Annotated in this window: 25 protein-coding genes; 14 read left to right on the plus strand and 11 right to left on the minus strand. The window is 73.6% G+C overall.

Annotated elements, in window-relative coordinates:
- Positions 1-130: 130 nt before the first annotated feature.
- Both AC3IYI_RS32680 and AC3IYI_RS32685 read right to left on the minus strand, forming a co-directional pair.
- Positions 131-958, minus strand: coding sequence for a TetR family transcriptional regulator (locus AC3IYI_RS32680; RefSeq protein WP_489407054.1), 828 nt, complete (start codon positions 956-958; stop codon positions 131-133).
- Between the two features lie 187 nt (positions 959-1,145).
- Entirely contained in the window at positions 1,146-2,978 is a 1,833-nt protein-coding gene (locus tag AC3IYI_RS32685) for a 3-hydroxyacyl-CoA dehydrogenase family protein (RefSeq protein ID WP_489407055.1), read from the minus strand.
- 428 nt (positions 2,979-3,406) lie between these two features.
- Here AC3IYI_RS32685 and AC3IYI_RS32690 point away from each other — a divergent pair, with 428 nt between their 5' ends.
- Positions 3,407-3,964, plus strand: coding sequence for a HEAT repeat domain-containing protein (locus AC3IYI_RS32690; RefSeq protein WP_489407056.1), 558 nt, complete (start codon positions 3,407-3,409; stop codon positions 3,962-3,964).
- On the opposite strand, the gene AC3IYI_RS32695 is transcribed toward AC3IYI_RS32690, so the two are convergent.
- The 3 genes from AC3IYI_RS32695 to AC3IYI_RS32705 all read right to left on the minus strand — a co-directional run bounded on the left by AC3IYI_RS32695 (position 3,957) and on the right by AC3IYI_RS32705 (position 7,295).
- Complete coding sequence (locus AC3IYI_RS32695; RefSeq protein ID WP_489407057.1) at positions 3,957-4,472, minus strand: RidA family protein; 516 nt, start codon at positions 4,470-4,472, stop codon at positions 3,957-3,959. The genes AC3IYI_RS32690 and AC3IYI_RS32695 overlap by 8 nt on opposite strands.
- Positions 4,473-4,529: 57 nt before the next feature.
- Positions 4,530-6,128 (minus strand): alpha/beta hydrolase, encoded by a 1,599-nt coding sequence (locus AC3IYI_RS32700; RefSeq protein WP_489407058.1) that lies wholly within the window; start codon positions 6,126-6,128, stop codon positions 4,530-4,532.
- 123 nt (positions 6,129-6,251) lie between these two features.
- Positions 6,252-7,295 carry an Rv2578c family radical SAM protein gene (locus AC3IYI_RS32705; RefSeq protein ID WP_489407059.1) on the minus strand — a complete coding sequence of 348 codons (1,044 nt, stop codon included), beginning with the start codon at positions 7,293-7,295 and terminating at the stop codon, positions 6,252-6,254.
- Between the two features lie 109 nt (positions 7,296-7,404).
- Between AC3IYI_RS32705 and AC3IYI_RS32710 the strand changes: the two genes are divergently transcribed.
- From AC3IYI_RS32710 to AC3IYI_RS32740, 7 genes are all read left to right on the plus strand, one after another.
- Positions 7,405-8,205: a hypothetical protein gene (locus AC3IYI_RS32710; protein ID WP_489407060.1), complete on the plus strand. Its 801-nt coding sequence runs from the start codon at positions 7,405-7,407 to the stop codon at positions 8,203-8,205.
- A 74-nt stretch (positions 8,206-8,279) separates the two neighbouring features.
- Positions 8,280-8,723 (plus strand): SRPBCC family protein, encoded by a 444-nt coding sequence (locus AC3IYI_RS32715; protein ID WP_489407061.1) that lies wholly within the window; start codon positions 8,280-8,282, stop codon positions 8,721-8,723.
- 74 nt (positions 8,724-8,797) lie between these two features.
- Positions 8,798-10,063, plus strand: a complete 1,266-nt coding sequence (locus tag AC3IYI_RS32720) for a DUF6236 family protein (RefSeq protein WP_489407062.1) — start codon at positions 8,798-8,800, stop codon at positions 10,061-10,063.
- A 180-nt stretch (positions 10,064-10,243) separates the two neighbouring features.
- Entirely contained in the window at positions 10,244-11,077 is an 834-nt protein-coding gene (locus AC3IYI_RS32725) for a M55 family metallopeptidase (protein WP_489407063.1), read from the plus strand.
- A 1-nt stretch (position 11,078) separates the two neighbouring features.
- On the plus strand, positions 11,079-12,434 hold the full coding sequence (locus AC3IYI_RS32730) for a M20/M25/M40 family metallo-hydrolase (RefSeq protein WP_489411755.1): 1,356 nt from the start codon (positions 11,079-11,081) through the stop codon (positions 12,432-12,434).
- Entirely contained in the window at positions 12,434-14,530 is a 2,097-nt protein-coding gene (locus AC3IYI_RS32735) for a S9 family peptidase (protein ID WP_489407064.1), read from the plus strand. The genes AC3IYI_RS32730 and AC3IYI_RS32735 overlap by 1 nt, the downstream gene beginning before the upstream one ends.
- A 33-nt stretch (positions 14,531-14,563) precedes the next feature.
- Complete coding sequence (locus AC3IYI_RS32740; RefSeq protein ID WP_489407065.1) at positions 14,564-14,797, plus strand: LapA family protein; 234 nt, start codon at positions 14,564-14,566, stop codon at positions 14,795-14,797.
- A gap of 71 nt (positions 14,798-14,868) precedes the next feature.
- On the opposite strand, the gene AC3IYI_RS32745 is transcribed toward AC3IYI_RS32740, so the two are convergent.
- The gene (locus tag AC3IYI_RS32745; RefSeq protein WP_489407066.1) at positions 14,869-15,654 is read right to left on the minus strand and encodes a hypothetical protein; all 786 of its coding nucleotides are present in this window, start codon (positions 15,652-15,654) and stop codon (positions 14,869-14,871) included.
- A gap of 121 nt (positions 15,655-15,775) precedes the next feature.
- Here AC3IYI_RS32745 and AC3IYI_RS32750 point away from each other — a divergent pair, with 121 nt between their 5' ends.
- Positions 15,776-16,363 carry a GNAT family N-acetyltransferase gene (locus AC3IYI_RS32750; protein WP_489407067.1) on the plus strand — a complete coding sequence of 196 codons (588 nt, stop codon included), beginning with the start codon at positions 15,776-15,778 and terminating at the stop codon, positions 16,361-16,363.
- Positions 16,364-16,367: 4 nt separating this feature from the next.
- Entirely contained in the window at positions 16,368-17,267 is a 900-nt protein-coding gene (locus AC3IYI_RS32755) for an arginase family protein (RefSeq protein ID WP_489407068.1), read from the plus strand.
- Between the two features lie 115 nt (positions 17,268-17,382).
- On the opposite strand, the gene AC3IYI_RS32760 is transcribed toward AC3IYI_RS32755, so the two are convergent.
- Positions 17,383-17,934, minus strand: coding sequence for a DinB family protein (locus tag AC3IYI_RS32760; protein WP_489407069.1), 552 nt, complete (start codon positions 17,932-17,934; stop codon positions 17,383-17,385).
- Between the two features lie 113 nt (positions 17,935-18,047).
- On the opposite strand from AC3IYI_RS32760, the gene AC3IYI_RS32765 reads away from it, so the two are divergent.
- Positions 18,048-20,015: a DUF5107 domain-containing protein gene (locus tag AC3IYI_RS32765; RefSeq protein ID WP_489407070.1), complete on the plus strand. Its 1,968-nt coding sequence runs from the start codon at positions 18,048-18,050 to the stop codon at positions 20,013-20,015.
- Positions 20,016-20,065: 50 nt separating this feature from the next.
- Here AC3IYI_RS32765 and AC3IYI_RS32770 read toward each other — a convergent pair whose 3' ends face one another.
- The 3 genes from AC3IYI_RS32770 to AC3IYI_RS32780 are packed head-to-tail and all read right to left on the minus strand — an operon-like array spanning position 20,066 to position 21,886.
- Positions 20,066-20,575: a dihydrofolate reductase gene (locus AC3IYI_RS32770; protein ID WP_489411756.1), complete on the minus strand. Its 510-nt coding sequence runs from the start codon at positions 20,573-20,575 to the stop codon at positions 20,066-20,068.
- Between the two features lie 8 nt (positions 20,576-20,583).
- Positions 20,584-21,381: a thymidylate synthase gene (locus tag AC3IYI_RS32775; RefSeq protein WP_489407071.1), complete on the minus strand. Its 798-nt coding sequence runs from the start codon at positions 21,379-21,381 to the stop codon at positions 20,584-20,586.
- 49 nt (positions 21,382-21,430) lie between these two features.
- Positions 21,431-21,886 carry a nuclear transport factor 2 family protein gene (locus AC3IYI_RS32780; protein ID WP_489407072.1) on the minus strand — a complete coding sequence of 152 codons (456 nt, stop codon included), beginning with the start codon at positions 21,884-21,886 and terminating at the stop codon, positions 21,431-21,433.
- Between the two features lie 150 nt (positions 21,887-22,036).
- On the opposite strand from AC3IYI_RS32780, the gene AC3IYI_RS32785 reads away from it, so the two are divergent.
- Both AC3IYI_RS32785 and AC3IYI_RS32790 read left to right on the plus strand, forming a co-directional pair.
- Positions 22,037-22,606 carry a PadR family transcriptional regulator gene (locus AC3IYI_RS32785; RefSeq protein WP_489407073.1) on the plus strand — a complete coding sequence of 190 codons (570 nt, stop codon included), beginning with the start codon at positions 22,037-22,039 and terminating at the stop codon, positions 22,604-22,606.
- On the plus strand, positions 22,593-23,390 hold the full coding sequence (locus tag AC3IYI_RS32790) for an SGNH/GDSL hydrolase family protein (RefSeq protein ID WP_489407074.1): 798 nt from the start codon (positions 22,593-22,595) through the stop codon (positions 23,388-23,390). Before AC3IYI_RS32785 ends, AC3IYI_RS32790 begins: the two co-directional genes overlap by 14 nt.
- Before the next feature lie 5 nt (positions 23,391-23,395).
- Here the strand turns inward: AC3IYI_RS32790 and AC3IYI_RS32795 are convergent, their stop codons facing one another.
- Complete coding sequence (locus tag AC3IYI_RS32795; protein WP_489407075.1) at positions 23,396-24,268, minus strand: class I SAM-dependent methyltransferase; 873 nt, start codon at positions 24,266-24,268, stop codon at positions 23,396-23,398.
- Positions 24,269-24,489: 221 nt separating this feature from the next.
- Between AC3IYI_RS32795 and AC3IYI_RS32800 the strand changes: the two genes are divergently transcribed.
- A complete protein-coding gene (locus AC3IYI_RS32800; protein ID WP_489411757.1) occupies positions 24,490-25,062 on the plus strand; it encodes a TIGR03086 family metal-binding protein in 573 nt (190 codons plus the stop codon).
- The last annotated feature ends 118 nt before the right edge of the window (positions 25,063-25,180 follow it).

Below are 25,180 nucleotides of genomic sequence, written 5' to 3' on the forward strand. Positions count from 1 at the left end.
CGATTGACCTGCACCGATGAGCGATGATCGATCAGAGTTACCCGCGAGTAGGGCAACTCGGACAAACGAAAGCGGCCGCCCCCGGAACGGGAGCGGCCGCTGTGACGTGTGTCGCGTAGGCGTGTGTCGCCTACTTGTTTCTGAGCGCCTCTTCGATGGTCCGCATGACCTCGTCCAGCGGAGCGTCCGTACGGGCCACCGCCACCAGTACCTCGCCCTGCGTACGCACCGAGGCCGGCGCGGCGGCGGGCTCCGGCTGCGGCGCCGAGCTCAGCGTGCGCCCCGCGCCGATCCCGGAACCGAAGGTCTTGCGCACGATCGAGAAGGCGTGGTCCAGCTGCGCCTCCACGTCGCCCTGACCGCCCGCCCGCAGCCAGCGCCGCAGCACGTGGTTGTGGGCCGTGACCACCGCCGAGGCGGCGACCTCCGCCAGCAGCGGGTCGTCGTTGCCGTCGTGGTGGTCGGTCTCGTCGAAATGGGCCAGCAGGTAGCGGGTGAACAGCCGCTCGTAGCGGGCCACCGAGGCGATCTCCCGCTCCCGCAGCGCCGGCACCTCGCGCGTGAGCCGGTAGCGCTCCACCGACACCGCCGGCGAGGCGGCGTACATCTTCATGACTTCCTTGATCCCCCGGCAGACCGTGTCGAGCGGGTGCTCGTGCGCCGGGGCCACGTCGAGAACGGCCTCGGCGCGGGTCAGGGTGTCGTCGTGGTCCGGGAAGATCGCCTCTTCCTTGGATCGGAAGTGCCGGAAGAAGGTCCGCCGCGCGACCCCGGCCACCGAGGCGATCTCGTCGACCGTCGTGGCCTCGTACCCCTTGTTCGCGAAGAGCTCCATGGCGGCCGCCGCGAGCTCGCGGCGCATCTTGAGCCGCTGCGCGGCCGCCTTGGTGCCGGCCGGGGTCTCCGTGGCATCGGAGACCGCGGAGGCGCGGGGTGAGGTCTTGGCGGGCTGGGACATAGAGCGAAAGTACTTCATTCGTGCGGGAGAGCGCTCCCGAGGGGGGTGGGAGGGGAATGGATGCGGGGGAGGGCCGGCACTGGGCACACAGTGCTCCTCGGGAGGGTTCGTCCGCCGTGAGGGTCCGGCGGACCCGAGTAGCCCTCCCCACGCATCCTGCTCGTGGGGCTCCTGCGCCTGCCGCGGATTACCGGCGGGGGGCGTACTCACGGAATCCGCGGCCGGTCTTCCGGCCCAGGCAGCCCGCCGCGACCAGGTGCTCCAGCAGCGGGGACGGGGCCAGGCCCGGGTCGCGGAACTCCTTGTGCAGGACCTGCTCGATGGCCAGCGACACGTCCAGGCCGACCACGTCGAGGAGCTCGAAGGGCCCCATCGGGTAGCCGCCGCCCAGCTTCATCGCCGCGTCGATGTCGTCGATGCCCGCGTAGTGCTGCTCGACCATCTTGATCGCGTTGTTGAGGTACGGGAACAGCAGCGCGTTCACGATGAAGCCGGCCCGGTCCCCGCAGTCCACCGCGTGCTTGCGCACCTGACCGCAGATCCCGCGGACCGTGGCGTGCACGTCGTCGGCGGTCAGGACGGTCCGGACCACCTCGACCAGCTTCATCGCCGGGGCCGGGTTGAAGAAGTGCATGCCGATCACGTCCTCGGGCCGCGAGGTCGCGCGGGCGATCGCGATCACCGGGAGCGAGGAGGTGGTCGTGGCGAGCACCGCGCCGGGCTTGCAGACCTTGTCCAGCGCCCGGAACAGCTCCTGCTTCACCTCCAGGTCCTCGGCGACGGCCTCCACGGCCAGGTCCACGTCGGCGAAGGCGTCCAGCGAGCCCGCCGCCGTGATACGGCCCACGGTGGCGGCGGCGGCCTCGGCCGTCAGCCGGCCCCGGTCCACCGCGCGGGCCAGCGACTTGCCGATCGCGGCCTTCGCCGCGTCCGCCTTGTCCTGGCTGCGGGCCGCCAGCACCACGGGGAAACCGGCCTGCGCGAAGACCTGCGCGATCCCGCTCGCCATCGTGCCCGAGCCGGCCACGCCGACCGAGTTCACCGGACGGCTCGCCCGGACCAGCTCCCCGTCCGGCGGGGTCTGCAGGTCACGGACGACGACCTGGCTGCCCGGGGCCTCGTACGTGTAGAAGCCGCGCCCGGACTTCTGTCCGGTCAGGCCCGCCTCGGCGAGGTGGCCGAGGATCGGGGCCGGGGCGTGCAGCCGGTCGCCCGAGGAGGTGTACATGGCCTCCAGGACCGTGCGGGCGGTGTCCACGCCGATCAGGTCGAGCAGGGCGAGCGGGCCCATCGGCAGGCCGCAGCCCAGCTTCATCGCCGCGTCGATGTCCTCGCGGGAGGCGTACTTCGCCTCGTACATGGCGGCGGCCTGATTGAGGTAGCCGAACAGCAGGCCGTCGGCGACGAAGCCCGGCCGGTCGCCGACCGCGACGGGCTCCTTGCCGAGCTCGCGGGCCAGCGTGGTGACCGCCTCGACGGCCGGCGGGGCCGTCAGCACGCTGGAGACGACCTCGACCAGCTTCATCGCCGTGACCGGGTTGAAGAAGTGCAGGCCGACCACGCGCTCCGGGCGCTGGGACTCGGCGGCCATCCGCGTCACCGACAGGGCGTTGGTGCCGGTGGCCAGGATCGCGGTGGGCCGGACGATCGCGTCGAGCTCGCGGAAGATCCGCTGCTTGAGCTCGTAGGACTCGGGGACCACCTCGATGACGAGGTCGGCCTCGGCGGCGGCGCCCAGCTCGGAGAAGGTGCGGAAGCGGGCGAGCACCGCCTCGCGCTCCTGCTCGGTGAGCTGCTCCCGCGCCACGGAGCGGGCGGTGGACGCCGCGAGGGCCGCGGTGGCCGGGCGGGCGGCGGCCTCGCTGACGTCGATGCCGATGACCTCGCGGCCGGCCCGGGCGAGGACCTCGGCGATGCCGGAGCCCATCGTGCCGAGACCGACGACGGCGATGGTCTGCAGGGCGGGACGGACGGGCTGGGAGGAGGGGGAGGGCTGACCGGACGTGGACGGAAGGTCCATCGCGGGACTCCAGTGGAAGAGGGTGACGACTGAGGGGGGCGCGCGGCGCGGGGCGCTCGGCGCGCGAGGATGCCGTAGTGCGGCGGAACCCGGGGCGGGCCGCCGGATCCCCGAGGGAAGGGGTCGTGGCGGAGAAGCCCGTCGGGCGAGAACGGCGGAACCCTGTCCCGGGGGCGCCGTGTGTCGTGAAGTCGTGCAGAACCGACTGGTGCGGGGAGGCTGCGTCACCAGGCCGTCCCCGTACGTGTTGTAGGGACAGTAGCCGGTGTCCAACTGGTCCGCCAGGGCGCGCAGATGTGACCTGTACCGCCCAAATGTACCGATCATCGATCATCGATCAACCGGCTGTTCGAAGGCCCGCGCGCGGGGCGCTCACCCGTGTCGGGGAACCCGGCGCGGCGGCCGCCGGGGCCACCTAGGGTGGCCGGGTGAACGACGTGTTGGAGCGCCTGCGGGCGGAAGCCGCGCAGGCACCGGAGTACGAGGCGCTGCTCGCGGCGGACGCGGACGGCCTGGCGGCCTCCCTGACCTCTGCCGGGCTGCCCCTGTGGGCCCGCGAGCTGGCCGCGTACCGGCTGGGGCTGGCCGGTGACCGGCGCGCCTTCGAGTCACTGGTCCTGCTGCTCAACCACCGGGACCCGCCGCGCTGCGAGGCGGCCGCGCAGGCGCTGGCCGTCCTCGGGGACCCGCGCACCGCCCGCGCGGCGGCGGCGCTGGCCACGAACGAACTGCGCACGGCCTACGCCCTGCACCCCGTCCGGCTGCTGGCGGCGCTGCGCGCCCCGGAGTCCGCCCCGGCGCTGATCCGCACCCTGTCGCGGCTGCTCGCGCCGCACGACCCGTACTGGCGGGTGGCCCTGGCCTGTGTGGAGGGGCTGGGCGCGCTGGCGGACCAGCGCGCCCGTGAGGTCCTGACCCGGGCGCAGTCGCACCCCCGGCTGGCGGTGGCGGCGACGGCGGCCCTGCGGGGGCTCGGCGTCAGCTAGCGAAGCCGGTCTTGAATCCGGTCCCGAACCCGGCTGCGGAACCGGTCCTGAAACCGGACTCGGACTCCGCCTCGACCCCCGACCCGGTCCCGGTCCGCTCCTGGACGACCGCGAAGGCCTCGATCTCCAGCAGCAGTTCGGGCCGGAACAGCGCCGCCACCTGGACCGCCGAGGAGGCCGGGAGGCGGTCCGGGGCGATCACCTCGTCACGGGCCTCCCGTACCGCCGGGAGGTGGGCGATGTCCGTGACGAAGTACGTCAGCTTCACCACGTCCTCGAAGGTGGCCCCGGCCGCGGCCAGGCACTGGCGCAGGTTCTCGAACACCTGCCGGGCCTGGGCGGCGGCGTCGCCCTCGCCGACCACCTCGCCCTTCTCGTCGAAGGCGCACTGCCCGGACACGGCGACGAACCGCCCGGTGCCCCAGACGACGTGGCTGTAGCCGGTGCCCGGAGCCACGCCCTCAGGGGCGGCGACGCGGGTGAGGTGGTTGTTCTGTGAGGTGGTCATGGGCATGATCCTGCCCTCTGCGCGCGGGCCTGACCGGCATGATCCGAAAGAGACGGCCTAGCCCCGGAAGCCCAGCAGGCCGTGCAGCGCCGCGCCGCCCGCCGACGGCGGGACCGCGCGGGTCGCCGGGATGGGGGTGGGGGCCGGCTGGGCGGGGCAGACCGCGTCCGCGGCCTTGCCCGTCAGCAGGTACGAGGACAGCTTCTCGTCGAGGCACTTGTTTCCGCTGAGGGCGATGCCGTGGTTGCCGCCGCCCTCCTCGACCACCAGCGCCGAGCCCGCGAGCTTGCGCCGCATGCTCACCGCGCCCTCGTACGGGGTCGCCGCGTCCTCGGTCGCCTGGAAGAGGAGCGCCTGCGGGAGCGCCGTGTTGGTGACGTCCGGGGCCTGGAGCGGCTCGCCCGGCCAGAACGCGCACGGTGCGTTGTACCAGGCATTGTTCCAGGTCATGAAGGGCGCCTTGGCGTGCGTGCGCCACATGTCGGCGCGCCACTGGTTCCAGTTCCGGGGCCAGGCCGAGTCCCGGCACTGCACGGCCGTGTACACGCTGTAGCTGTTGCCCGCCGAGGGCTCCACCGCGCCGAACTTCTCGTACGCGGAGACCAGCGGCTTCGGGTCGCCCTCCACCGCGTACGCGGCGAAGGCCGTCGCGAGGTGGGGCCAGTAGCCGTTGAAGTAGCCGCCCGGCATGAAGGTGTCCTCCAGCTCCGCCGGGCCCACCTTGGAGCCCGCCGGGGCCGTGCGCAGCGCGGTCCGCATCTCGTACCAGCGGGCCTCGACCTCGGCCGGGTCGGTGCCGAGGTGGTACGTGGAGTCGTACCGGGCCACCCAGGCCAGGAAGGCCTTGTGGCGGGAGTCGAAGGCCTGGTCCTGGGCGAGGTTGTCCTCGTACCAGACCCCGGTCGGGTCGACGACGGAGTCCAGGACCAGGCGGTGCACGCGGCCGGGGTGGAGCTTGGCGTACACCGCGCCCAGGTAGGTGCCGTAGGAGTAGCCGAAGTAGCTCAGCTTGTCCGCGCGCAGGGCGGTACGGAGCACTTCGAGGTCACGGGCCGCCGACACGGTGCCGATGTACGGGAGGACGTCGGCGTGCTTGGTCTGGCAGGACTCGGCGAAGGACTTCACCCGCTCGAGGTTGGCCCGCTCGGTCTCCTCGTCCAGCGGTACGGAGTCGGGCCGTACGGGGGTGAAGTGCCCCGCGCCGCAGTCCAGGGCGGGCTCGCTCTTGCCCACGCCCCGGGGGTCGAAGCCGATCACGTCGTACTGCGCCGCGACCTCCTTGGGCAGCGCGGAGGCGACGAACCCGGCCAGGGTGCGTCCGCTGCCGCCGGGCCCGCCGGGGTTGACCAGCAGCGGTCCCTGGGAGCGGGCGGCCGTGTGGGGGACCCGGGTCAGGGCGAGGGAGATCTGCCGTCCGGCCGGGCTGTCGTGGTCGAGGGGGACCTTGAGGGAGGCGCACTGGAGCGTCGGGTAGCGGGAGGTCGCGCAGTTGGACCACGTGAGGGCCTCGGCGGCCGGGGCGGCCGCTGCCGGGGCCGCGGCCGTGACCGGGCCCGCCAGGCCGGCGGCGAGGGTGGAGACCGCCAGCAGGACGGCGGCGCGCCTCAGAGCGGGACCGGTCTTGTTCTTCATCGGGTGCAGCATCGGGTACAGCATGGGGCCTCCCAGCCGAGGGTTCTGGGCGGAATCGTCCCGGAACCAGCGCTCGGAAGGGGGGATTGGGGCCCCGATTGGCCCGATGTGATGACCCCTCAGTCGGTCGTACGGTCGTACGGGTGCTCAGAGCAGGCTGAGCTGGGTCGCCGCGGGCGCGGGCGCGGGCCCGCCCGGCCGCTCCGGTACGACGATCCTCCGGGCCGGGCCGGGGTCGCCGGGTCCGCCGGGTCCGATGCCGAATTCGGCGGCGAGCTCGTGGACTTGGCGGGTGATCATCCGCTGGTACCAGGTGGGCGCGTACGAGCCGCCCGCGTACATCCGCTCGTACCGTTCGACCAGGTGGGGGTGGTGCTCGCCCAGCCAGGCCGTGAACCACTCCCGCGCGCCGGGGCGCAGATGGAGTACCAGGGGTGTCACGGAGGTCGCGCCCGACTCGGCGACGGCCCGGACGGTGGCCCGCAGCTGCTCCGGGGAGTCGCCGAGGAAGGGGATCACCGGGGCCATCAGCACCCCGCACTCGATGCCGGCGTCGGTGAGGGTGCGGACGGCCTGCAGCCGGGCGGCGGGGGAGGGGGTGCCGGGTTCGACCGTGCGCCACAGGGCGGTGTCGGTGAAGCCGACGGAGACGGAGATCCCGACGTCGGCGACGGCCGCGGCCTCCTGGATGAGGGGGAGGTCGCGCAGGATCAGCGTGCCCTTGGTGAGGATGGAGAAGGGATTGGCCCGCTCCCGCAGCGCCTCGATGATCCCGGGCATGAGGCGGTACCGGCCTTCGGCCCGCTGATAACAGTCGACGTTGGTGCCCATCGCGATGTGCGCGCCGGTCCAGCGGGGCGAGGCGAGCTCGCGGCGCACGAGCTCGGGGGCATTGGTCTTGACGACGATCTGGGAGTCGAAGCCGATGCCGGTGTCGAGGTCGAGGTAGCCGTGCGTCTTGCGGGCGAAGCAGTACACGCAGGCGTGACTGCACCCCCGGTACGGGTTCACGGTCCACTCGAACGGCATGCGGGAGGCGCCGGGGACCCGGTTGACGATCGACCGGGCCCGGACCTCGTGGAAGGTGATCCCGCGGAATTCCGGGGTGTCGAAGGTGCGGGTGACGACGGAGTCGGCTCCGAAGAGCGCGGCCGGGCCCGTGGGGCCCTCGGTCAGGTTGTCCCAGCGCATGGTGCGCCTCCCTCGGTAGCTCGGCACCGAGAATAGAACAAACGTTCCCATGATCGTGCGGAGCGGATACCCGTTTGATCGCGGAGGGGCTGCGTGAGAGGTTCGCCGGATGGCAGGGATGGGGATCGTGGTGTGCCTTCCGGGCGGGGCCCGGAGCAGGCTCGAAGAGGCGCTGGACGAGGTGATGGCCCCCTTCCGGCGGGAACGCGGCCGGGCCGAGGAGCTCGACGTCTGGGACGGGTGGTACATCCGGGGCGGCCGAGACGGAGGCGGCTTCGCGCTGCTGCCGGGCTACGGGGGCGACCCGCGGCTCGTGCACCAGGGCCCGGAGCCCAGCCTGCCCGGCCGGTGCGCCGGCGGGCCGCGCGAGACGCTGGCACTCGCCGAGATCCGGGCCGAAGGGGCGGCCCAGGCCGGGGCGGCCTGGGACCTGTGGCAGGAGCTCGTCCCGCTCCACCCACCGTTCGTGCCGGAGCGCGAGGTCCCGCAGCCCTGGTCGAACCCCGAGGAGTACCGGATCGAGATGCGGGCGCAGGTGGAAGCCCGCGCCGCCTTCGACGCCCAGCCGCTGGTCCTCGCCTACCGCGAGGGCGTGGCGTCCCTGCAGGCCGCGCACCAGGGCCACGACCTGAGCGCCATCCTCTACGGAGGCTCCGCGCACGCCGTCGCGCGCCTCGGGCGTCGGGAGTTCGTGGCCGAGGAGACCGCGTGCCTGCCCTACTTCCCCTACGTACTCACCCTCGACGGCTGGTGGTGCGGCGAGGACGGGCCGGTCCACGGCGCCTGCGACGGACCGGAGTCCTGCCCGCACCCCCCGTCGATCGCTGAGCCTTACCGGTACGGCGCCGCGCGCTACCTGGAGGGCCTGCCGGGCGACACCCTCCTCGTGTACGTGCGCTGTCACGTCTGACCCGGATTTGGGCGCCCGCCCCGGAGGTGGTTGGCTTCGCCGTGACGAGCGATCACAACTGCTGGAGGAAAGCCATGGCGCAGGTCGAGGCCACCACGGAACGCATCATCGGGGCGGACGCGGAGACCGTGTTCGACGCGCTGGCCGACTACACCGGGACCCGGGGCAAGGTGCTGCCCGAGCACTTCAGCGAGTACGAGGTGCGCGAGGGCGGCGACGGCGAGGGCACCCTGGTCCACTGGAAGCTCCAGGCCACGAGCAAGCGGGTCCGCGACTGCCTGCTGGAGGTCACCGAGCCCACCGACGGCCAGCTCGTGGAGACGGACCGCAACTCCTCCATGGTCACCACCTGGACCGTCACCCCGGCGGGCGAGGGCAAGTCCAAGGCCGTCGTCACCACCGTGTGGAACGGCGCCGGCGGCATCGGCGGCTTCTTCGAGCGCACCTTCGCGCCCAAGGGCCTGGCCCGCATCTACGACACCCTCCTCGCCAACCTGGCAGCCGAAGTCAAGGGCTGAGCAGGACTGTTGCCGGGTGAGGCCGGGGAAGCGGCCTCACCGGATCGGGTGAAACCAGCGACCCGGGGGGGCCGATGCTGCAACAGAACGGGCTGTACTACCCGTACATCCACTTCCGCGACGAGAGCTGGCTCAAGGCCGCCGCGCTGTACTGGCCGAGCCTGGGCCGGGTGGTCCCGGCCGGGTACCCCGTCAGGGACTCGCCGATGGTCAGGCGGCTTCGCCGGGGGCTGCCGGGGTTCGTCCACGACGTCGACCCGGACGCGGCCGCGCGGGCCGTGGCCGAGGACTTCCTCGAGGTGCTGGCCGGGGGCGCCGACGTCCTCGGCGAACTGCGGGCGAGGCACGCGAACTTCGAGGAGCTGCGGGACCTGCCCGTCGGCGGGGGCTCGAACGGCCTTTCCGGCTTCGGCGACGATCGCAACGGTGTGGCGACCCTGTCCCGCGACCCGGCCCCGCGCCGGGCCCAGCCGTTCGGTCTGGCCGGTGTCTACCGCGGCGAGGTCGACCCCCGGCTGCGCGAGGCATTGATGGACTGCGGGCTCGCCCTCCGTGCGTTCCGCTCGCGACTCCGCGGGGTGGCCACAGCGGATTTCCTCGCCATGTCACCGGAGCTGGCCTGGGTGTACAAGTGCGCGCTGACCGAGGAGCTCGCTCGGCGCGGCGGCTACGCGCCGACCACCGACCACACGGCCTCGCACACCGCCTCGCAGGGCTGGGGCCCCGAGCGGATCGCGCGGGCGCTGCTCGACGGCGAGTCCGCCCCCGGGGCCGGGGCGCCGGACGCGCCGGACGGCGGTCTCGTCGACGCCGTGGGGATGCTCGCCGTGCGCGTCGTGCTCCCCGCCGACCTGCGCGGCATCGACATCGGCAAGATCATCGAGCTGCGCACGACGCACGTGGCGGCGTTCGACCGCTTCGGCCAAGCCGTCACGGACACGGCCGAGGCCCTCAAGGAGGACCTCGCGGACATCCGGCTGCCCGAGGCCGCCCGCCGCTACGTGGAGCAGGAGGTCGACCGGCGGTTCCGGATCCCGCTGGCCGAACTGGAGCAGGCGGTGAGCTCCCTGAACGGCGACACGGTCTTCAGCGCCGCCAACGTCGCCTTCACGCTGCCCCCGCTCCTCGGGCTGGCGGTCGGCACCTTCTCCGGCAACCCGGTGGTGGCCACCGGACTCGGCGCGGCCTTCGCCGTCGCCGGGGTCGCCCGTGGCGCGCGCCGGCAGAAGCAGGACGCGCTGGCCGCCTCCCCGGCCGCATACCTGCTGTCCGTGAAGCGCGAGCTGGCACCCGCGCAGCTTCTCGGGCGGATCGCGGCGCGCGTACGCGGCTGCGGCTGAGGTGAGGGGCGGGCGGGGGCCGTAGGCGCGGCCCGGCCGGCCGGTGCGCGGCGCGCACCCGTCGCCGGGCGCTGCGCGCCCCGGTCCCGGACGCCCGTGCGGCCGGGCGTGCCCCGGGCCCCGGCGGGGGCCGGACGGCTAGGGTGGACGACCTAGCGCTACCGACCGCCCGGGGGCCCGATGAAGATCCTCATCTCCGCCGACATGGAAGGCGCCACCGGCGTCACCTGGCCCGCCGACGTGCTGCCCGGGACCCCGCAGTGGGAACGCTGCCGGACCCTGTTCACCTCCGACGTGAACGCCGCCGTCCTAGGGTTCTACGACGCGGGCGCCGACCAGGTCCTCGTCAACGAGGCCCACTGGACCATGCGCAACCTGCTGCTGGAGCAGCTCGACGAGCGCGTCGAGATGCTGACCGGCCGCCACAAATCCCTCTCCATGGTCGAGGGCGTCCAGCACGGGGACGTCGACGGCATCGCCTTCGTCGGCTACCACACGGGCGCCGGCGCCGAGGGCGTGCTCGCCCACACCTACCTCGCCAACTCCATCACCGGGGTCTGGATCAACGGGACCCGCGCCAGCGAGGGCCTGCTCAACGCGCACGTGGTCGCCGAGTACGGGGTCCCGGTCGTCCTCGTCACCGGAGACGACCTGACCTGCGCCGACGCCGCCGGCTACGCCCCGGAGGCGGTGACCGTCGCCGTCAAGGACCACGTCTCGCGCTACGCCGCCGTCTGCCGCACCCCGGCCCGTACGGCCGCCGACATCCGGGCCGCCGCCAAGGAGGCCGCGGCCCTCGCCGTACGCCACGAGCCGGTGCAGGGGGGACCGTTCACGGTGGAGGTGGAGTTCGACGCCGAGCACCTGGCGATGGCGGCCACCGTCGTGCCCGGGGTCGAGCGGGCGGGTGAGCGTAGGGTCGGCTACACGAGCGGGACGATGTACGAGGGGATCCGGACCTTCAAGGCGGTCACCACGATCGTCTCGGCAGCGGTGGAGGAGCAGTATGGATGACATGTCCGAGCCGGGCGCCAACGCCCCCGTCGACAGCACCCCCGTCGACCGGGTGGCGCTCGACGAGGCCGTCGAGTTCACCTCCGGCCTGATCCGCATCGACACGACCAACCGCGGCGGCGGCGACTGCCGGGAGCGCCCGGCCGCCGAGTACGTCGCCGAGCGGCTGGCGGACATCGGCCTGGAGCCCGAGCTGCTGGAGCGCACCCCGGGCCGCACCAACGTGGTGGCCCGGATCGCCGGCTCCGACCCCACCGCCCCCGCCCTCCTGGTCCACGGCCACCTCGACGTGGTCCCGGCCGAGGCCGCCGACTGGAGCGTGGACCCCTTCTCCGGCGAGGTCCGCGACGGGGTGGTGTGGGGCCGGGGCGCCGTCGACATGAAGAACATGGACGCGATGGTGCTGGCCGTCGTACGCGCCTGGGCGCGGGCCGGGGTGAGACCCCGGCGGGACGTCGTGATCGCCTACACCGCCGACGAGGAGGACAGCGCGATCGACGGCTCGGGCTTCCTCGCCGACCACCACCCGGAACTCTTCGAGGGCTGCACCGAGGGCATCAGCGAATCCGGGGCCTTCACCGTGCACGCCGGCCCCGGACAGGCCCTCTATCCGATCGCCGCCGGCGAACGCGGCACCGCCTGGCTGAAGCTCACCGCGACCGGCACCGCCGGACACGGCTCCAAGCCCAACCGGGCCAACGCGGTCAGCCGGCTCGCCGCCGCGGTCGCCCGCATCGGCGAGTACGACTGGCCCGTCCGCCTCACCGACACCGTCACCGCCTGCATCACCGAACTCGCCGCCCTGCAGGGCATGTCGGTCGACCCGCGCGCCCCCGGATTCCAGCTCGACCAGATCCTCAACAAGCTCGGCCCGGCCGGCGCCCTCGTCGAGGCGACCGTCCGCAACAGCGCCAACCCGACCATGCTCAGCGCCGGTTACAAGCTCAACGTCATCCCGGGCACCGCCACCGCGTACGTGGACGGCAGGATGCTGCCCGGTGGCGAGGCCGAGTTCGCCGCCACCCTCGACGAGCTCACCGGGCCCGACGTGCGCTGGGAGTTCCACCACCGGGAGGTGGCGCTCGAAGCCCCCGTGGACGGGCGGACGTACGGGATCCTGCGCGAGTCCGTCGAGGCCTTCGACCCCGAGGGGCACGTGGTGCCCTTCTGCATGGCGGGCGGCACCGACGCCAAGCAGTTCTCCCGGCTCGGCATCACCGGCTACGGCTTCTCCCCGCTCAAGCTGCCGCCCGGCTTCGACTACTGGTCCCTCTTCCACGGAGTGGACGAGCGGGTGCCCGTCGACGCCCTGCACTTCGGGGTCCGCGTCCTCGACCGCGCCCTGCGCGCCCTGTGATGACCCCGCCGACGACCCCGCGCGGCGACGGCACGGCCCCCTACGGCAGTTGGCCCTCGCCGATCGGCGCCGCGCTCGCCGCCTCCCTCGACGGGAGGCCGGAGTACGTCGGCGCGATCGGCGCCGAGGTGTGGTGGACGGTGCCCCGGCCGGCCGAAGGCGGCCGCCGCGCCCTGGTCCGCCGGCCCGCGGACGGCGGGCCCGCGGTCTGCGCGCTGCCCGCGCCGTGGAACGTGCGCAGCCGGGTCACCGAGTACGGCGGCCTGCCCTGGGCGGGCGCCGAACGGCCCCTGGGCGGACCGCTGGTGGTCTTCGTCCACTACGCCGACCAGCGGCTGTACGCGTACGAGCCGGACGCGCCCGGCAGCCCGGCCCCGCGGGCGCTGACTCCCGTCTCGGCGGTCGGCGGCGGGCTGCGCTGGGCCGACCCGGTGCTGCGCGAGGGCGAAGTCTGGTGCGTGCTGGAGGAGTTCACTGGAGCCGCGCCGACGGATGTGCGCCGGGTGCTGGCCGCCGTACCGCTGGACGGGTCGGCCGCGCAAGACCGCTCCCGGGTGCGGGAGCTGACCGACGACCGGTACCGGTTCAGCACCGGTCCCCGGCTCTCTCCCGATGGGCGGCAGGCCGCCTGGCTGGTGTGGGACCACCCGCGGATGCCCTGGGACGGCACCGAGCTCCGGCTCGCCGAGGTCACCCCGGACGGCCGGCTCGCGCAGGCCCGTACCGTGCTCGGCGGACCCGAGGAGGCCGTCGCGCAGATCGAGTGGACCACCGGCGGAAGCCTGCTCGCGGTGAGCGACCGGGGCGGCTGGTGGAACCCGTACCGGGTGGACCGGGAGACGGGTGAGGTGGTCAACCTCTGCCCCCGGGAAGAGGAGTTCGGCGGGGCGCTGTGGAAGCCCGGCCTGCGCTGGATCGCGGCGCTCCCCGACGGACTGGTCGCCGTCCTGCACGGCCGGGGCTCCTCGGTGCTCGGCGTGCTCGACCCGGAGAGCGGGGACCTGGTCGACGCCGCCGGGCCGTGGACGGCCTGGCAGCCCACCCTCGCCGTCAGCGGCAGCCGGGTCTACGGGGTCGCGGCCAGCCCGCGCAGTGCGTACGAGGTGGTGGAGCTGGACACGGCCACCGGGCACGCCCGGGTGGTGGGCGGCCACGGTACGCAGGGGGCGGACGCAGCCGACCGTGTGGGCGGAGCCGGGCAGATGGGCAGAGCCGACCGGGTGGGCGGAGTCGGCCGGGCCGACGCCGCGGGCCGGGCGGACCCCGCCTACTACCCGGAGCCGCAGAGCAGGACCTTCTTCGGCCGGGGCGGCCGGGAGATCCACGCCCACGTCTACCCGCCGCACCACCCCGTGCTGCGCGCCAGGGCCGACGAGCTGCCCCCGTACGTGGTGTGGGCACACGGCGGCCCCACCGACCACGTGCCGCCCGTACTCGACCTGCACATCGCCTACTTCACCTCGCGCGGCATCGGCGTCGTCGAGGTCAACTACGGCGGCTCCACGGGCTACGGGCGCGCCTACCGGGAACGGCTGCGCGAACAGTGGGGCGTCGTCGACGTGGAGGACTGCGCCGCCGTGGCGCGGGCCCTGGCCACCGAGGGCACCGCCGACCCGGACCGGCTCGCGATCCGGGGCGGCAGCGCGGGCGGCTGGACGGCGGCGGCCTCACTGGCCGCCACCGGGCTGTACGCGTGCGCCGCGATCATCTACCCGGTCCTGGACCTGGCCGGCTTCGCCGAGGAGACCCACGACCTGGAGTCCCGCTACGTCGAGGGCCTCGCCGGACCTCCGCAGACCCTGGCCCTGCTCAGTCGCGAGCGCTCCCCGGTGGCCCGCGCCGACGGGATCACCGCGCCGTTCGTCCTGCTCCAGGGCCTGGACGACCCGGTCTGCCCGCCCGCACAGGCGGAGCGGCTGCTGACCGCGATGCGCGGGCGGTCGGTGCCGCACGCGTACGTCGCCTTCGAGGGCGAGGGGCACGGCTTCCGGCGCGCGGACACGATGGTCCGGGCGCTGGAGGCGGAGCTGTCGCTGTACGCCCAGGTGTTCGGGTTCGAGCGGGCGGACATCCCCCGTTTGGCCCTGTCCGACTGAGCTCCCGGGCCGCCGCGAACGGACGATGGGGCCATGAGCTCCCACACGTCCAAGAACCGCGGAAAGGCGCGCGGGTCGATCACCCCGGGCCGCGCCGGCATCGCCGCGCTCGCGGTGCTCACCCTGGTGTTCATCTTCGAGAACACCCGCTCCACCAAGATCCGGCTGCTGATCCCGCAGGTGACGATGCCGCTGTACGTCGCCCTCCTGATCGCGGCCGTACTGGGCGGACTGTGCGGGGCCTACTTCACCCGGCGGCGCAAGTAGCGGGCTCGGGCTCGTAGGCCCCGTAGCCGGTCCCGTCCGTTCCGTGGCAGGGGGGCGGACCGGGACGGCGGTCAGCCCGCGTGGACCCAGACCCGGAGCGGGCCGATGGCCGTGAAGCCGTGGCGCAGCGCCGTGCCGAGGTCGTCCCCGGACTCATAGCCCACGAGCGCCAGGCCGGGCCAGAGCGAGGCGGTCAGGGACAGCGCGCCCGCCCAGGCCTCGTCGTCCGGGGTGCCGTCGGCGGTGAACACGTTGGAGATGCCGACCACCTCGCCGGTGCGGTTGGCGGCGGCCCCGGCGAGGATCCGGCCCGCGCCGTCCCGCCCCGCGAGGAAGGCGATCTCCCCGGACCCTGCTGCCTCCCCGTCGAGCAGCCCCGCGTGGAACAGGCCGGTGCTCTCCTCGCCGTCCCAGGCCGTCTCCCACGCCTCCAGCTCGGCGGGGCCACAGATCCGGCTCCACGCCAGGGCCGGGGCGGCCACGGAAGCGGACGCCGGGCGGTGGATCCACTCGGCGCCGAAGAGGATCTCGAAGCCGGCCGGAGCCAGGTCGAGCACGGCGAAGCTGTCCTTGACCGAGGCGTGCGGCGCGGCGGTGTCGATCCCGGCGAGCAGGGCGGCCGTGTCGGTGTCCCGGGTGAGGGTCACGGCGTCCGGGTAGTAGAGCGGGGTCGGGCGCGGGCTGCTCCAGGCCTGGGCGGTGAAGTCGCCGTCGCGGCATACGGCGGCGCACCACGCGGCGTTGTTGTACGCGGCCGCGAGGAGGAGCTCTTCGGTGTTCGGGGTGATGATCACATCGGGAGCCTGCCACAGCCCCAGGTCCGGGGCGATGCCATTAACGCAGGGTCGGTTGTCCATGCGGCGCTTGCTGAGCCGGCGCAGCACGAGTTGTTCTTGCCCTCGGCGAAGCCGCCCCAGGACTGGTGCTGAACGCCGTGCCCGCTCCGAGCGACGCGCGGTCACCTTCTACGATGGGCCGATGTCGTCCCTCCAGTACCTCGCGGAGGCCGGCCGGACCGGGTTGCGGCCCTACCGGCCCACCGACGCGGCAGAGTTCACCGCCCGGGTGCGCGAGAGCCGGGAGCTCCACCACCCGTGGCTGTCGCCGCCCGCGACCGAGGAGGCCTACGAGGCGTACGCCGCCCCGCTGATCGCGGGCGCGAGCGGGGCCGCCGCGGCGAGCAGGGCCGGATTCCTCGTGTGCGAGCGGGAGTCGGGCGCGATCGCCGGCTTCGTGAACGTCAACAACATCGTCCTCGGTGCCTTCCGCTGCGGCGCGCTCGGGTACGGGGCCTTCGCGCACGCGGCGGGCCGGGGGCTCATGCGGGAGGCCCTCGGCCTTGCCGTCGGCCACGCCTTCGCGGCGGACGGGCTCGCACTGCACCGGCTGGAGGCCAATATCCAGCCGGGAAACACCGCCTCGATCGCCCTCGTCCGAGGGCTCGGCTTCCGGCTGGAGGGGCTGTCGCCGGACTTCCTCCACGTCGACGGCGCCTGGCGGGACCACGAACGCTGGGCACTCACGTCCGAAATGCCTCCTCCCGGGGCCCCGCATCGCACAGGATGAGTCCATGCGAACCCTCGTGCTCCTCGACGCACCGTCCAACCTCGGGCTCCGCCCCCCGGCCCCGGGCGCCGTTCCCGGTGTGTACAAACTGGCCGGGGCCCTGCGCGAACAGGGCCTGCTGGCCCGCCTCGGCGCGCGCGAGGGCGGCGTCGTCGTCCCGCCGCGCTACGACCGGGGCGACTGGAAGGAGGGCGACGGGGTGTTCCACGCCGGGCCCCTCGCCGAGTACACCGTCGCCCTCGCCGACCGGATCGAGGGCCACCTGCGCTCCGGGGAGTTCCCCGTCGTCCTCGGCGGCGACTGCTCCATCCAGCTCGGCGCCTCCCTCGCCATGCGGCGCATCGGGCGGTACGGCATCGCCGCGATCGACGGCTCCGCCGACTTCCGCCACCCCGGCAACGAGGCCGTCAACGGGCTCGTCGGAGCGGCCGGCGGTGAGGAGCTGGCGCTCGCCACGGGACGCGGACAGGCGGACCTGGCGGACCTGGAGGGCCTCGGGCCCTACGTGCGCGACGAGGACGTACGGCTTTTCGGACTGCGCGACGGGGATCCGGACCTTCCGGAGCTGCGCGCCGCCGGGATCTTCGCCGCCACGGTCGGGGCGATCCGCGACCGCGGCGCCGGGCCGGTGGCCCGCACCGCCCTGACGGGGCTGCAGCCCCCGGCCACCGCCGGGTTCTGGGTCCACCTGGACGCCGACGTACTGGACCCCTCCGTGATGCCGGCCGTCGACAGCCCGGACCCCGGCGGCCTGATCCCCGACGAACTCGCCGAACTGCTGGGCGTGTTGATCAGCTCCCCGCGCTGCGTCGGACTCAACGTCACCATCTACGACCCGGACCTGGACCCGGAGGGGCGTGCCGGAGCCCTGCTCGCGGACCTGGTGGCGGGCGCGTTCGCGTAGGGCGGTCCTTCGGACCGGACCGGACCGGGCCGGGCCCCGGCCCGGCATTCGCCCGCTCCCCCCGGCCCTCGTCCGCCCCCGGCATTCGCCCGCCCCGGCGGCCCGTCTGCCCCGCTCAGAACCCGATCGCGCCGTCGATGCGCTCGCGCAGCAGGTCCGCGTGGCCGTTGTGCCGTGCGTACTCCTCGATCATGTGGATCAGCACCCAGCGCAGCGAGACCTCGCCCCGCCAGCCGTCCTTCCCGGAGACCTCCAGGTCGGGCGCCCGTTCGGTGAACCCCTCCGCGAACTCCACCTCGGTACGCCATGCCTCCCAGGCCCGCTCGGCCACCCCGGGCGCGGACACCGCGCCGTCGAAGTCCCCGTCGGGGTCGGCCGGGGAGGAGAACAGCGCCGGAGCCTCCAGCCCGGCCAGTACCCGCCGGAACCAGCGGCGCTCCACGTCCGCGAGGTGGCGGACCAGGCCCAGCAGCGAGAGCGTGGACGGCTCCACCGACCGGGCCGTCAACTCCGCGTCCAGACCGGCGCACTTGAGCCGCAGCGTCGCGCGCTGGGCCCCCAGCATCCCGACGAGCATCCGCCGCTCGTCGCCGGTCGCCGGTCCGGTGAACCGGTTCCCGGACTCATCCCCGGGGAAGAAATCGCCTCTTCTGCTCCCACCGCTCATGCCCTTCATGATCGGCCACCGGCCCGTACGGCAAAAGGCTTTGCGTAATCCTGACCGGTGGTGATCCGCCGAATCCCTGTGCACCGGCGGCCGTGGCGTGTTCCATTTCCCTCATGGCCACCACCGTCCGCCGCTCCGTACTGACTCTTCCCGCAGCCCCGTTGGGCCCAGAGAACCCACTGCCCGCCCTCGGCGAGTCCGACGGGGTGCACACGCTGGACGACCGGTCGCGCGAGGGACTGCCGCGCGACATGGCACGCCAGATCGGGTACGAGCCGCTGCGCTCGCTGCTGCCCGTCCGGATCCGGGACGGCTACCAACGGCAGCGCACCGAGCGGGACTTCGAGACGATCGTCATCGAGAACGCGCACCTGCGCGCCACCGTCCTACCCGGCCTCGGCGGCCGGATCCATTCGCTCGTCCACCTCCCGACCGGACGCGAACTGCTCTACCGCAACCCGGTGTTCCAGCCCGCGAACTTCGCACTGAACGGCGCCTGGTTCTCCGGCGGCATCGAGTGGAACCTCGGCGCCACCGGCCACACCACCCTGTCCTGCGCCCCGTTGCACGCCGCGCTCGTCCCGGCGCCCGACGGCGGAGTCATGGTGCGGCTCTGGGAGTGGGAGCGGCTGCGCGACCTGCCCTTCCAAGTGGACCTGTGGCTGCCCGAGGACTCGGAGTTCCTCTACGTCGGCGTCCGCGTGCGCAATCCGCACGAGCGGCCCACGCCCGTCTACTGGTGGTCCAACATCGCCGTGCCCGAGGAGACCGGCACCCGCGTCCTGGCCCCGGCCGACGAGGCCTGGCACTTCGGGTACGAGCGCTCCCTGCGGCGCATCCCCGTACCCGGCTGGGAGGGCGCGGACCGCACGTACCCGCTGCGCAGCACGTACCCCGCCGACTTCTTCTACGAGGTGGAGGCCGGCACCCGGCCCTGGATCGCCTCCCTCGACGCCGACGGGCGGGGACTCGTCCAGACCTCCACGGCCCGGCTGCGCGGCCGCAAGCTCTTCGTCTGGGGCGCGGGCGAGGGCGGCCGGCGCTGGCAGGAGTGGCTGACCGAGCCCGGCACGGCCGGCTACGCGGAGATCCAGGCCGGGCTCGCCCGGACCCAGCTGGAACACGTACGACTGGAGGCGGGCGCGGAGTTCAGCTGGCTGGAGGCCTACGGAGCCCTGTCCGCGGACCCGGCGGCCGTGCACGGGGACGACTGGGCGGTGGCCCGCGCGGCGGCCGGGACGGCGCTGGAGTCCGCCCTGCCCGGGCCCGCCGTGGACGCGGCGTACGAGGCGTGGCGCGGGTGCGCCGACACCGAACCGGGGGAGCGGCTGGCGGCCGGCTCCGGCTGGGGCGCGCTGGAGGTGCTGTGCGGGGGCCACAAACTGCCCGGCACCCCCTTCGCGGAGGACACCCTCGACGAGGACCAGACCCCCTGGCTGGAGCTGTGGCGCACCGGTGTCTTCCCCGCCCCGCGCCGGGTGGCCCCGCCCGGCCCGAGCCTGGTCGCCCCGCACTGGCGGGACATGCTGGAGACGGCCCCTGCCGACCCGCTGACCGAGTACCACCTCGGGGTCGCCCAGTGGCACGCCGGGGACATCGCCCAGGCGGTACGGAGCTGGGAGCGCGGGCTGGCGCTGGCCCCCTCGCGGTGGCCGCTGCTGAGGTGCCTGGCCGTCGCCGACGACCTGGCCGGCGATCCGGCCCGGGCGGCCCGCTGGTACACCGAGGCCTTCGAGGACCTGGCCCAGGAGAGCCGGGGCGGCACGGGCTGGCTGGCCGCCGAATCGGCACTGGGCCGGGAGGCGCTGGCGTCCCTGCTGGCGGCGGGGCTGCTGCCGGAGGCCCGCTCGGTGTGGGACCGGCTGCGCCCCGCCCTGCGCGAGCAGGGCCGCTTCCGGCTGTCGGGGGCCCGGCTGCTCGCGGCGGAGGGCCATGTGGGCGCGGCCCGGCGGGTCTTCGAGGAGGGCTTCGAACTGCCCGACCTCCGCGAGGGCGAGGAGACCCTCTCGGAGGTCTGGGCCACCCTCACCGACCGCCCGCTGCCGGCCGCGTACGACTTCCGGATGCGCCCGCCGGGGTAGGAGAGGGCGGGGTAGAAGACGGGCGGGGTAGGAGACGGGCGGGCCTTCGCCTACCGGGTGTAGGTGCGGATGCGGTAGCGCAGGCCGGTCACCGAGGACTGCCAGCCGCCGTCCTCGGCGACGGCCCACGCGGGTTCCAGCTCCGGGGCGTGGGTGTCGCCGACCACCAACGCGTCGACTTCGGTCACCGAGAGCATCACGGCGTGGGCCAGCGCGGCGCGGTAGACCTCTCCGCCGCCGATGACCCAGCACGCGGCGGCGGCGGGGGTGGCTGGCTCGGACTGCCCGGCCGCGAGCTCCAGGGCCGCGGGGATGGACCCGGCCCGCTCCGCGCCCTCGGCGGCCCACTCGGGATCACGCGTCACCACGATGTTGCGCCGCCCGGACAGCGGACGGAACCGCGCCGGCAGCGAATCCCAGGTCTTGCGGCCCATCACCACCGGATGGCCGAGGGTCGTGGCCTTGAAGTGGGCCAGGTCCTCGGGCAGCCGCCAGGGAATCCCGTTGTCCGCGCCGATCACGCCGTCGGAGCTCTGCGCCCAGATCAGCCCGACATCCATGCCGAGGTTCATACCGCGACCGGAGCCTTGATGGCCGGGTGGTGCTGGTAGCCGGCCATCTTCACGTCGCCGTAGGCGTAGTCGAAGAGCGACTCGGCCCGGTGCAGCTCCAGCTCCGGGAACTCGAACGGGGTGCGCGAGATCTGCTCGGTCACCTGCTCGACGTGGTTGTCGTAGATGTGGCAGTCACCGCCGGTCCAGATGAAGTCGCCCGGCTCCAGACCGGCCTGCTGCGCCACCATGTGGGTGAGCAGGGCGTAGCTGGCGATGTTGAACGGCACGCCGAGGAACAGGTCCGCGCTGCGCTGGTACAGCTGGCAGGAGAGCTTGCCGTCGGCCACGTAGAACTGGAAGAAGGCGTGGCACGGCGCGAGCGCCATCTTGGACAGCTCGGAGACGTTCCAGGCCGAGACGATCATCCGGCGGGAGTCCGGGTCGCGGCGCAGCGTGTCGAGGACCTCGGTGATCTGGTCGATGTGCAGGCCGTCCGGGGTGGGCCAGGAGCGCCACTGGGCGCCGTAGACCGGCCCGAGGTCGCCGTTCTCGTCGGCCCACTCGTCCCAGATCGTCACGCCGTGCTCCCGCAGCCAGCCGACGTTCGACTCGCCGCGCAGGAACCACAGCAGCTCGTACACGATCGACTTGAGGTGCACCTTCTTGGTGGTGACCAGGGGAAACCCCTGCGACAGGTCGTAACGCAGTTGGTGCCCGAAGACACTCCGGGTGCCGGTGCCCGTCCGGTCGGCCTTCGCCGTCCCGGAGGTGAGCACCAGCTTCAACAGGTCTTCGTACTGGGTATCCGCCACGGGCACCGAGTCTACTGGGCCGCCGCCGCAGGTCCGCCCGGCGGACGCCTCAGCCGGCTGCCGGGGCCGCCTCGATGACGCCGTCGGCGATCAGCCCGGCGAGGACCGCCTCGCCGACGGCCAGGACCGCCGTCTGGGGGCGGATCATCACGGTGATCTCGCTGATCAGGCCCCCGGGCGCGAGGTGCAGCATGTCGATGCCGTGCACCTGCCGGTCCTTCACGGTGGTCCGGAACGGCAGCACGGTCGCCGGTCCCTGCGGCCCGTCGGACGCGTCCGCCCCGGACTGGACGCTGCCCTCGAAGTGGCCGACGTAACGGAAGTCCTCGAAGGTGCGAAGGAGGACGCGGAAGAGGGCCAGCACCGCCGCCTTGCCCTCGAAGGGCTTCGACTTCACGGGGCTGTTGAGCCGCACGTCCTCGGTGAACAGGGCGTCCAGTGCGGCGAGGTCCTTGACGTCGACGGCGGCGCGGAAGCGGTCGGCCGTGCTCGTGCCGGTGCTCATGAGGACTCCTTGATAGTCACCGATGTGATTAGTCAGTTTCTTGACTATCATGGCCTGGGCGTCCTTGAGAAGAGACGTTCCCGAAGACGCGTTCCCGAAGACGCGTTCCCGAAGAGGCGCCGCCGCGCACGATCCCGAGGAGACCGACCGATGGCTTTGCGCCACGCCGTACTGGCGGCGCTGCTCGACGAGGAGCTGAGCGGCTACCAGCTGGCCAAGGCCTTCGGCACGGGTGTGGCCAACTTCTGGCACGCCCTGCCCCAGCAGCTCTACGCCGAGCTGGCCCGGCTGGAGCGGGAAGGCTTCATCGCGGGCCGCGAGGTCGTCCAGGACACCCGGCCGAACAAGCGGCTGTTCCAGGTCACCGACGCCGGACTGGCCGAGCTGGAGCGCTTCACCGCAGCCGAGACCAAACCCTGCGTCATCCGCGACGACCTGCTCGTGAAGGTCCAGGCGGCCGAGTGCGTCGACACGCAGGGGCTGATCGCGCAGCTCGCGGAGCGGACCGCCTTCGCGACGGCCAGGGCGGAGCTGTTCGAGGAGCTGCTGCGCTCGATGCGCGGCGAGCGGACGGAGGAGGAGTTCCTGCGCCACGGCGCACGGATCGGCCCCTACCTCACGTGCCTGCGCGGCCTGGAGTTCGAGCGGGCCAACCGGGCCTGGTACGAGCGCACCACGATCATTCTGAACGAGAGGCGGGCATCCCGTGGAGAGCAGTGAGCAGCGACGGCCGACCCGGTACGTGGCGCTCGGCGACAGCCAGAGCGAGGGCGTGGGCGACGGGGACGACCGCACCGGGCTGCGCGGGTGCGCCGACCGGCTCGCCGAGCTGATCGCGGTGCACGAGCCCGACGTGCTCTACGCCAATCTGGCCGTGCGGGGCCGCCTCGCGGCGGGCGTCCGCGAGGGGCAGCTCGGGCCGGCCCTCGCGCTCCGCCCCGACCTGGCCACGGTGGTCGCCGGGGTCAACGACGTGCTGCGGCCCCGCTTCGACGCCGACGAGGTCGCCGGGCACCTGGAGGCGATGTTCGCGGCGCTCACCGCGCAGGGCGCCCGCGTCGCCACCGTCACCTTCCCCGACATCGCGAAGCTCGTCCCGCTCGCCAAGGGGGCCGCCCCGCGCGTCATCGCGCTCAACGAGCGGATACGGCAGGCGGCGGAGCGGCACGGGGTGGCAGTCGCAGACTTCGCCCGCCACGAGGCCTCCACCGACCCCCGGATGTGGAGCGCGGACCGGCTGCACGCCGCGCCCTCCGGCCACGCCATGATCGCCGCCGGGGTCGCGCACGCCCTGGGGCTGCCCGGCAGCGACGAGGCGTGGACCCGCCCGCTGCCCGGCCCGCCGCCCGCCGCCCCGGCGGGCCTGCGGGGCGTCGCCGGGGAGCTGCGGTGGGCCCTGGGCTTCGCCGGGCCCTGGATCGGGCGACGGCTGCGCGGGCGCTCCTCCGGAGACGGCCGTACGGCCAAGCGGCCCGAACTGCTCCCCGTACGCCTGGCGGCCTGAAGGGGTCAGGCGCGGCAGATGATCTCGCCGTTCAGTACCGAGAACCAGGCGTCCGGCTCCGCGCCCCAGGTGTGCCAGGCGTCCGCGGCGGCCGCCAGCTGTGCCTGCGTCGCGTGTCCGCCGCCGGTCGCGATCCCGGCGTAGGCGGAGGCCGTCGTACGGTCCGCCCACAGCGCCGACCACCATGCGGCCTCCTCCTCGGTCGCGTAGCACCACGAGGTCGCCGTGCAGGTCACGTCCGTGAAGCCCGCCGCCCGCGCCCACGCGCGCAGGCGGCGTCCGGCGTCCGGCTCGCCGCCGTTGGCGCGCGCCACCCGCCGGTACAGGTCCAGCCACTGCTGCAGCCCCGGCGTCGCGGGGTACCACGTCATCGCCGCGTAGTCCGCGTCCCGCGCCGCGACGATTCCGCCCGGCCGGCACACCCGGCGCATCTCGCGCAGCGCCTGCACCGGATCGCCCACGTGCTGCAGCACCTGGTGGGCGTGGACCACGTCGAAGGAGTCGTCGGGGAAGTCCAGCGCGTGGACGTCGGCGGTGGCGAACTCGATGCCGGTCAGGCCGCGTTCCTTCGCGTACGCGGCGGCCTGGTCGACCACGTCCCGCGCCGCGTCCACCGCCGTGACCCGGCCCTGCGGCCCCACCAGCTCCGCCAGGTCCGCCGTGATCGTGCCCGGGCCGCAGCCCACGTCCAGGACGCTCATCCCCGGGCGCAGCTCGCCGATCAGGTACGCGGCGGAGTTCTGGGCGGTGCGCCAGCGGTGCGAGCGCAGCACCGACTCGTGGTGCCCGTGGGTGTAGACCGCGGTCTCGTGCGGGGGCTCCGTGGCCGTCGCCGTGTGAGTGGTATCCGTGGCATCCGTGGCATCGGTGGCGTTCATGGGACATGGCTCCTTCGTCGTCGAAGTGCTGTCGAGGCGTTGGATTCACCGTAAGGGATCAGTTCGGCATCTGAGATATACGTTTTGACATGTGGACAGCATCCGTGTGCACCAAGGGGATTGGGTGGGCGGGTGGCGGGGTGCGGTGCGGGCGAGGACAGTGATTGCGGGGGAACCCAGGGGCACCCCGGGAACAAAGGACGGTGAGATGCATGCCATCCATGCCGGACCCGCTGCTGGAGCGGCACGCCGAGGCGCTGCGGCTCTTCGGCCAGTACGTCCACGCGGTCTCGGACGCGCAGTGGGACGCGCCGACGCCCTGTAGCGAATGGAGCGTGCGCGACCTGGTCAACCACGTCACCGCCGAACAGCTGTGGATACCGCCCCTGGTCACCGACGGCCGCACCGTCGAGGACATCGGCAGCACCTTCAACGGCGATGTCCTCGGCACGGATCCGGCCGCCGCCTGGGACGAGGCCTCGGCCGCCGCGCACACCGCCTTCGAGATCCCCGGGGCGCTGGAGCGCACCGTCCGGCTCTCGTACGGGCCCGCGCTCGGGTCGGCGTACTGCTCGGAGCTGACCGCCGACTGCGTCGTCCACACCTGGGACCTGGCGCGGGGCATCGGCGCGGACGACCGGCTGCCGGACGGCCTGGTCGAGTTCTCCCTCAAGGAGGTCATGCCCTACGCCGACGGACTGGCCGCGAGCGGCATGTACGCGGCTCCGCTGGAGATCCCGGCCGGGGCGAACGCGCAGACCCGGCTGCTCGCGCTGCTGGGGAGGAGCGGCTGACGGGGCGCGTCGGCCCGCTGTCGACCCTGCGGTCAGCCCTGCTGTCGGCCCTGTTGTCGGCCCGGGCGGCGGCCCCGGGGTCCACAACGGGCGATCGTGGACGAATAACCGTATAAAG

Source organism: Streptomyces sp. GL_148, assembly GCF_057834205.1.

Coding starts and splice junctions, on each gene's coding strand:
- AC3IYI_RS32705 (WP_489407059.1), bottom strand. CDS start 7,295: ATGCGCTGGGACAACCTGACCGAGGGCCCCACGGGCCCGGCCGCGCTC.
- AC3IYI_RS32800 (WP_489411757.1), top strand. CDS start 24,490: ATGCCGGACCCGCTGCTGGAGCGGCACGCCGAGGCGCTGCGGCTCTTC.
- AC3IYI_RS32780 (WP_489407072.1), bottom strand. CDS start 21,886: ATGAGCACCGGCACGAGCACGGCCGACCGCTTCCGCGCCGCCGTCGAC.
- AC3IYI_RS32770 (WP_489411756.1), bottom strand. CDS start 20,575: ATGGATGTCGGGCTGATCTGGGCGCAGAGCTCCGACGGCGTGATCGGC.
- AC3IYI_RS32760 (WP_489407069.1), bottom strand. CDS start 17,934: ATGAGCGGTGGGAGCAGAAGAGGCGATTTCTTCCCCGGGGATGAGTCC.
- AC3IYI_RS32685 (WP_489407055.1), bottom strand. CDS start 2,978: ATGGACCTTCCGTCCACGTCCGGTCAGCCCTCCCCCTCCTCCCAGCCC.
- AC3IYI_RS32795 (WP_489407075.1), bottom strand. CDS start 24,268: ATGAACGCCACCGATGCCACGGATGCCACGGATACCACTCACACGGCG.
- AC3IYI_RS32745 (WP_489407066.1), bottom strand. CDS start 15,654: ATGGACAACCGACCCTGCGTTAATGGCATCGCCCCGGACCTGGGGCTG.
- AC3IYI_RS32695 (WP_489407057.1), bottom strand. CDS start 4,472: ATGACCACCTCACAGAACAACCACCTCACCCGCGTCGCCGCCCCTGAG.
- AC3IYI_RS32715 (WP_489407061.1), top strand. CDS start 8,280: ATGGCGCAGGTCGAGGCCACCACGGAACGCATCATCGGGGCGGACGCG.
- AC3IYI_RS32735 (WP_489407064.1), top strand. CDS start 12,434: ATGACCCCGCCGACGACCCCGCGCGGCGACGGCACGGCCCCCTACGGC.
- AC3IYI_RS32730 (WP_489411755.1), top strand. CDS start 11,079: ATGTCCGAGCCGGGCGCCAACGCCCCCGTCGACAGCACCCCCGTCGAC.
- AC3IYI_RS32755 (WP_489407068.1), top strand. CDS start 16,368: ATGCGAACCCTCGTGCTCCTCGACGCACCGTCCAACCTCGGGCTCCGC.
- AC3IYI_RS32765 (WP_489407070.1), top strand. CDS start 18,048: ATGGCCACCACCGTCCGCCGCTCCGTACTGACTCTTCCCGCAGCCCCG.
- AC3IYI_RS32750 (WP_489407067.1), top strand. CDS start 15,776: ATGTCGTCCCTCCAGTACCTCGCGGAGGCCGGCCGGACCGGGTTGCGG.
- AC3IYI_RS32785 (WP_489407073.1), top strand. CDS start 22,037: ATGGCTTTGCGCCACGCCGTACTGGCGGCGCTGCTCGACGAGGAGCTG.
- AC3IYI_RS32740 (WP_489407065.1), top strand. CDS start 14,564: ATGAGCTCCCACACGTCCAAGAACCGCGGAAAGGCGCGCGGGTCGATC.
- AC3IYI_RS32710 (WP_489407060.1), top strand. CDS start 7,405: ATGGCAGGGATGGGGATCGTGGTGTGCCTTCCGGGCGGGGCCCGGAGC.
- AC3IYI_RS32725 (WP_489407063.1), top strand. CDS start 10,244: ATGAAGATCCTCATCTCCGCCGACATGGAAGGCGCCACCGGCGTCACC.
- AC3IYI_RS32700 (WP_489407058.1), bottom strand. CDS start 6,128: ATGCTGTACCCGATGCTGCACCCGATGAAGAACAAGACCGGTCCCGCT.
- AC3IYI_RS32680 (WP_489407054.1), bottom strand. CDS start 958: ATGTCCCAGCCCGCCAAGACCTCACCCCGCGCCTCCGCGGTCTCCGAT.
- AC3IYI_RS32720 (WP_489407062.1), top strand. CDS start 8,798: ATGCTGCAACAGAACGGGCTGTACTACCCGTACATCCACTTCCGCGAC.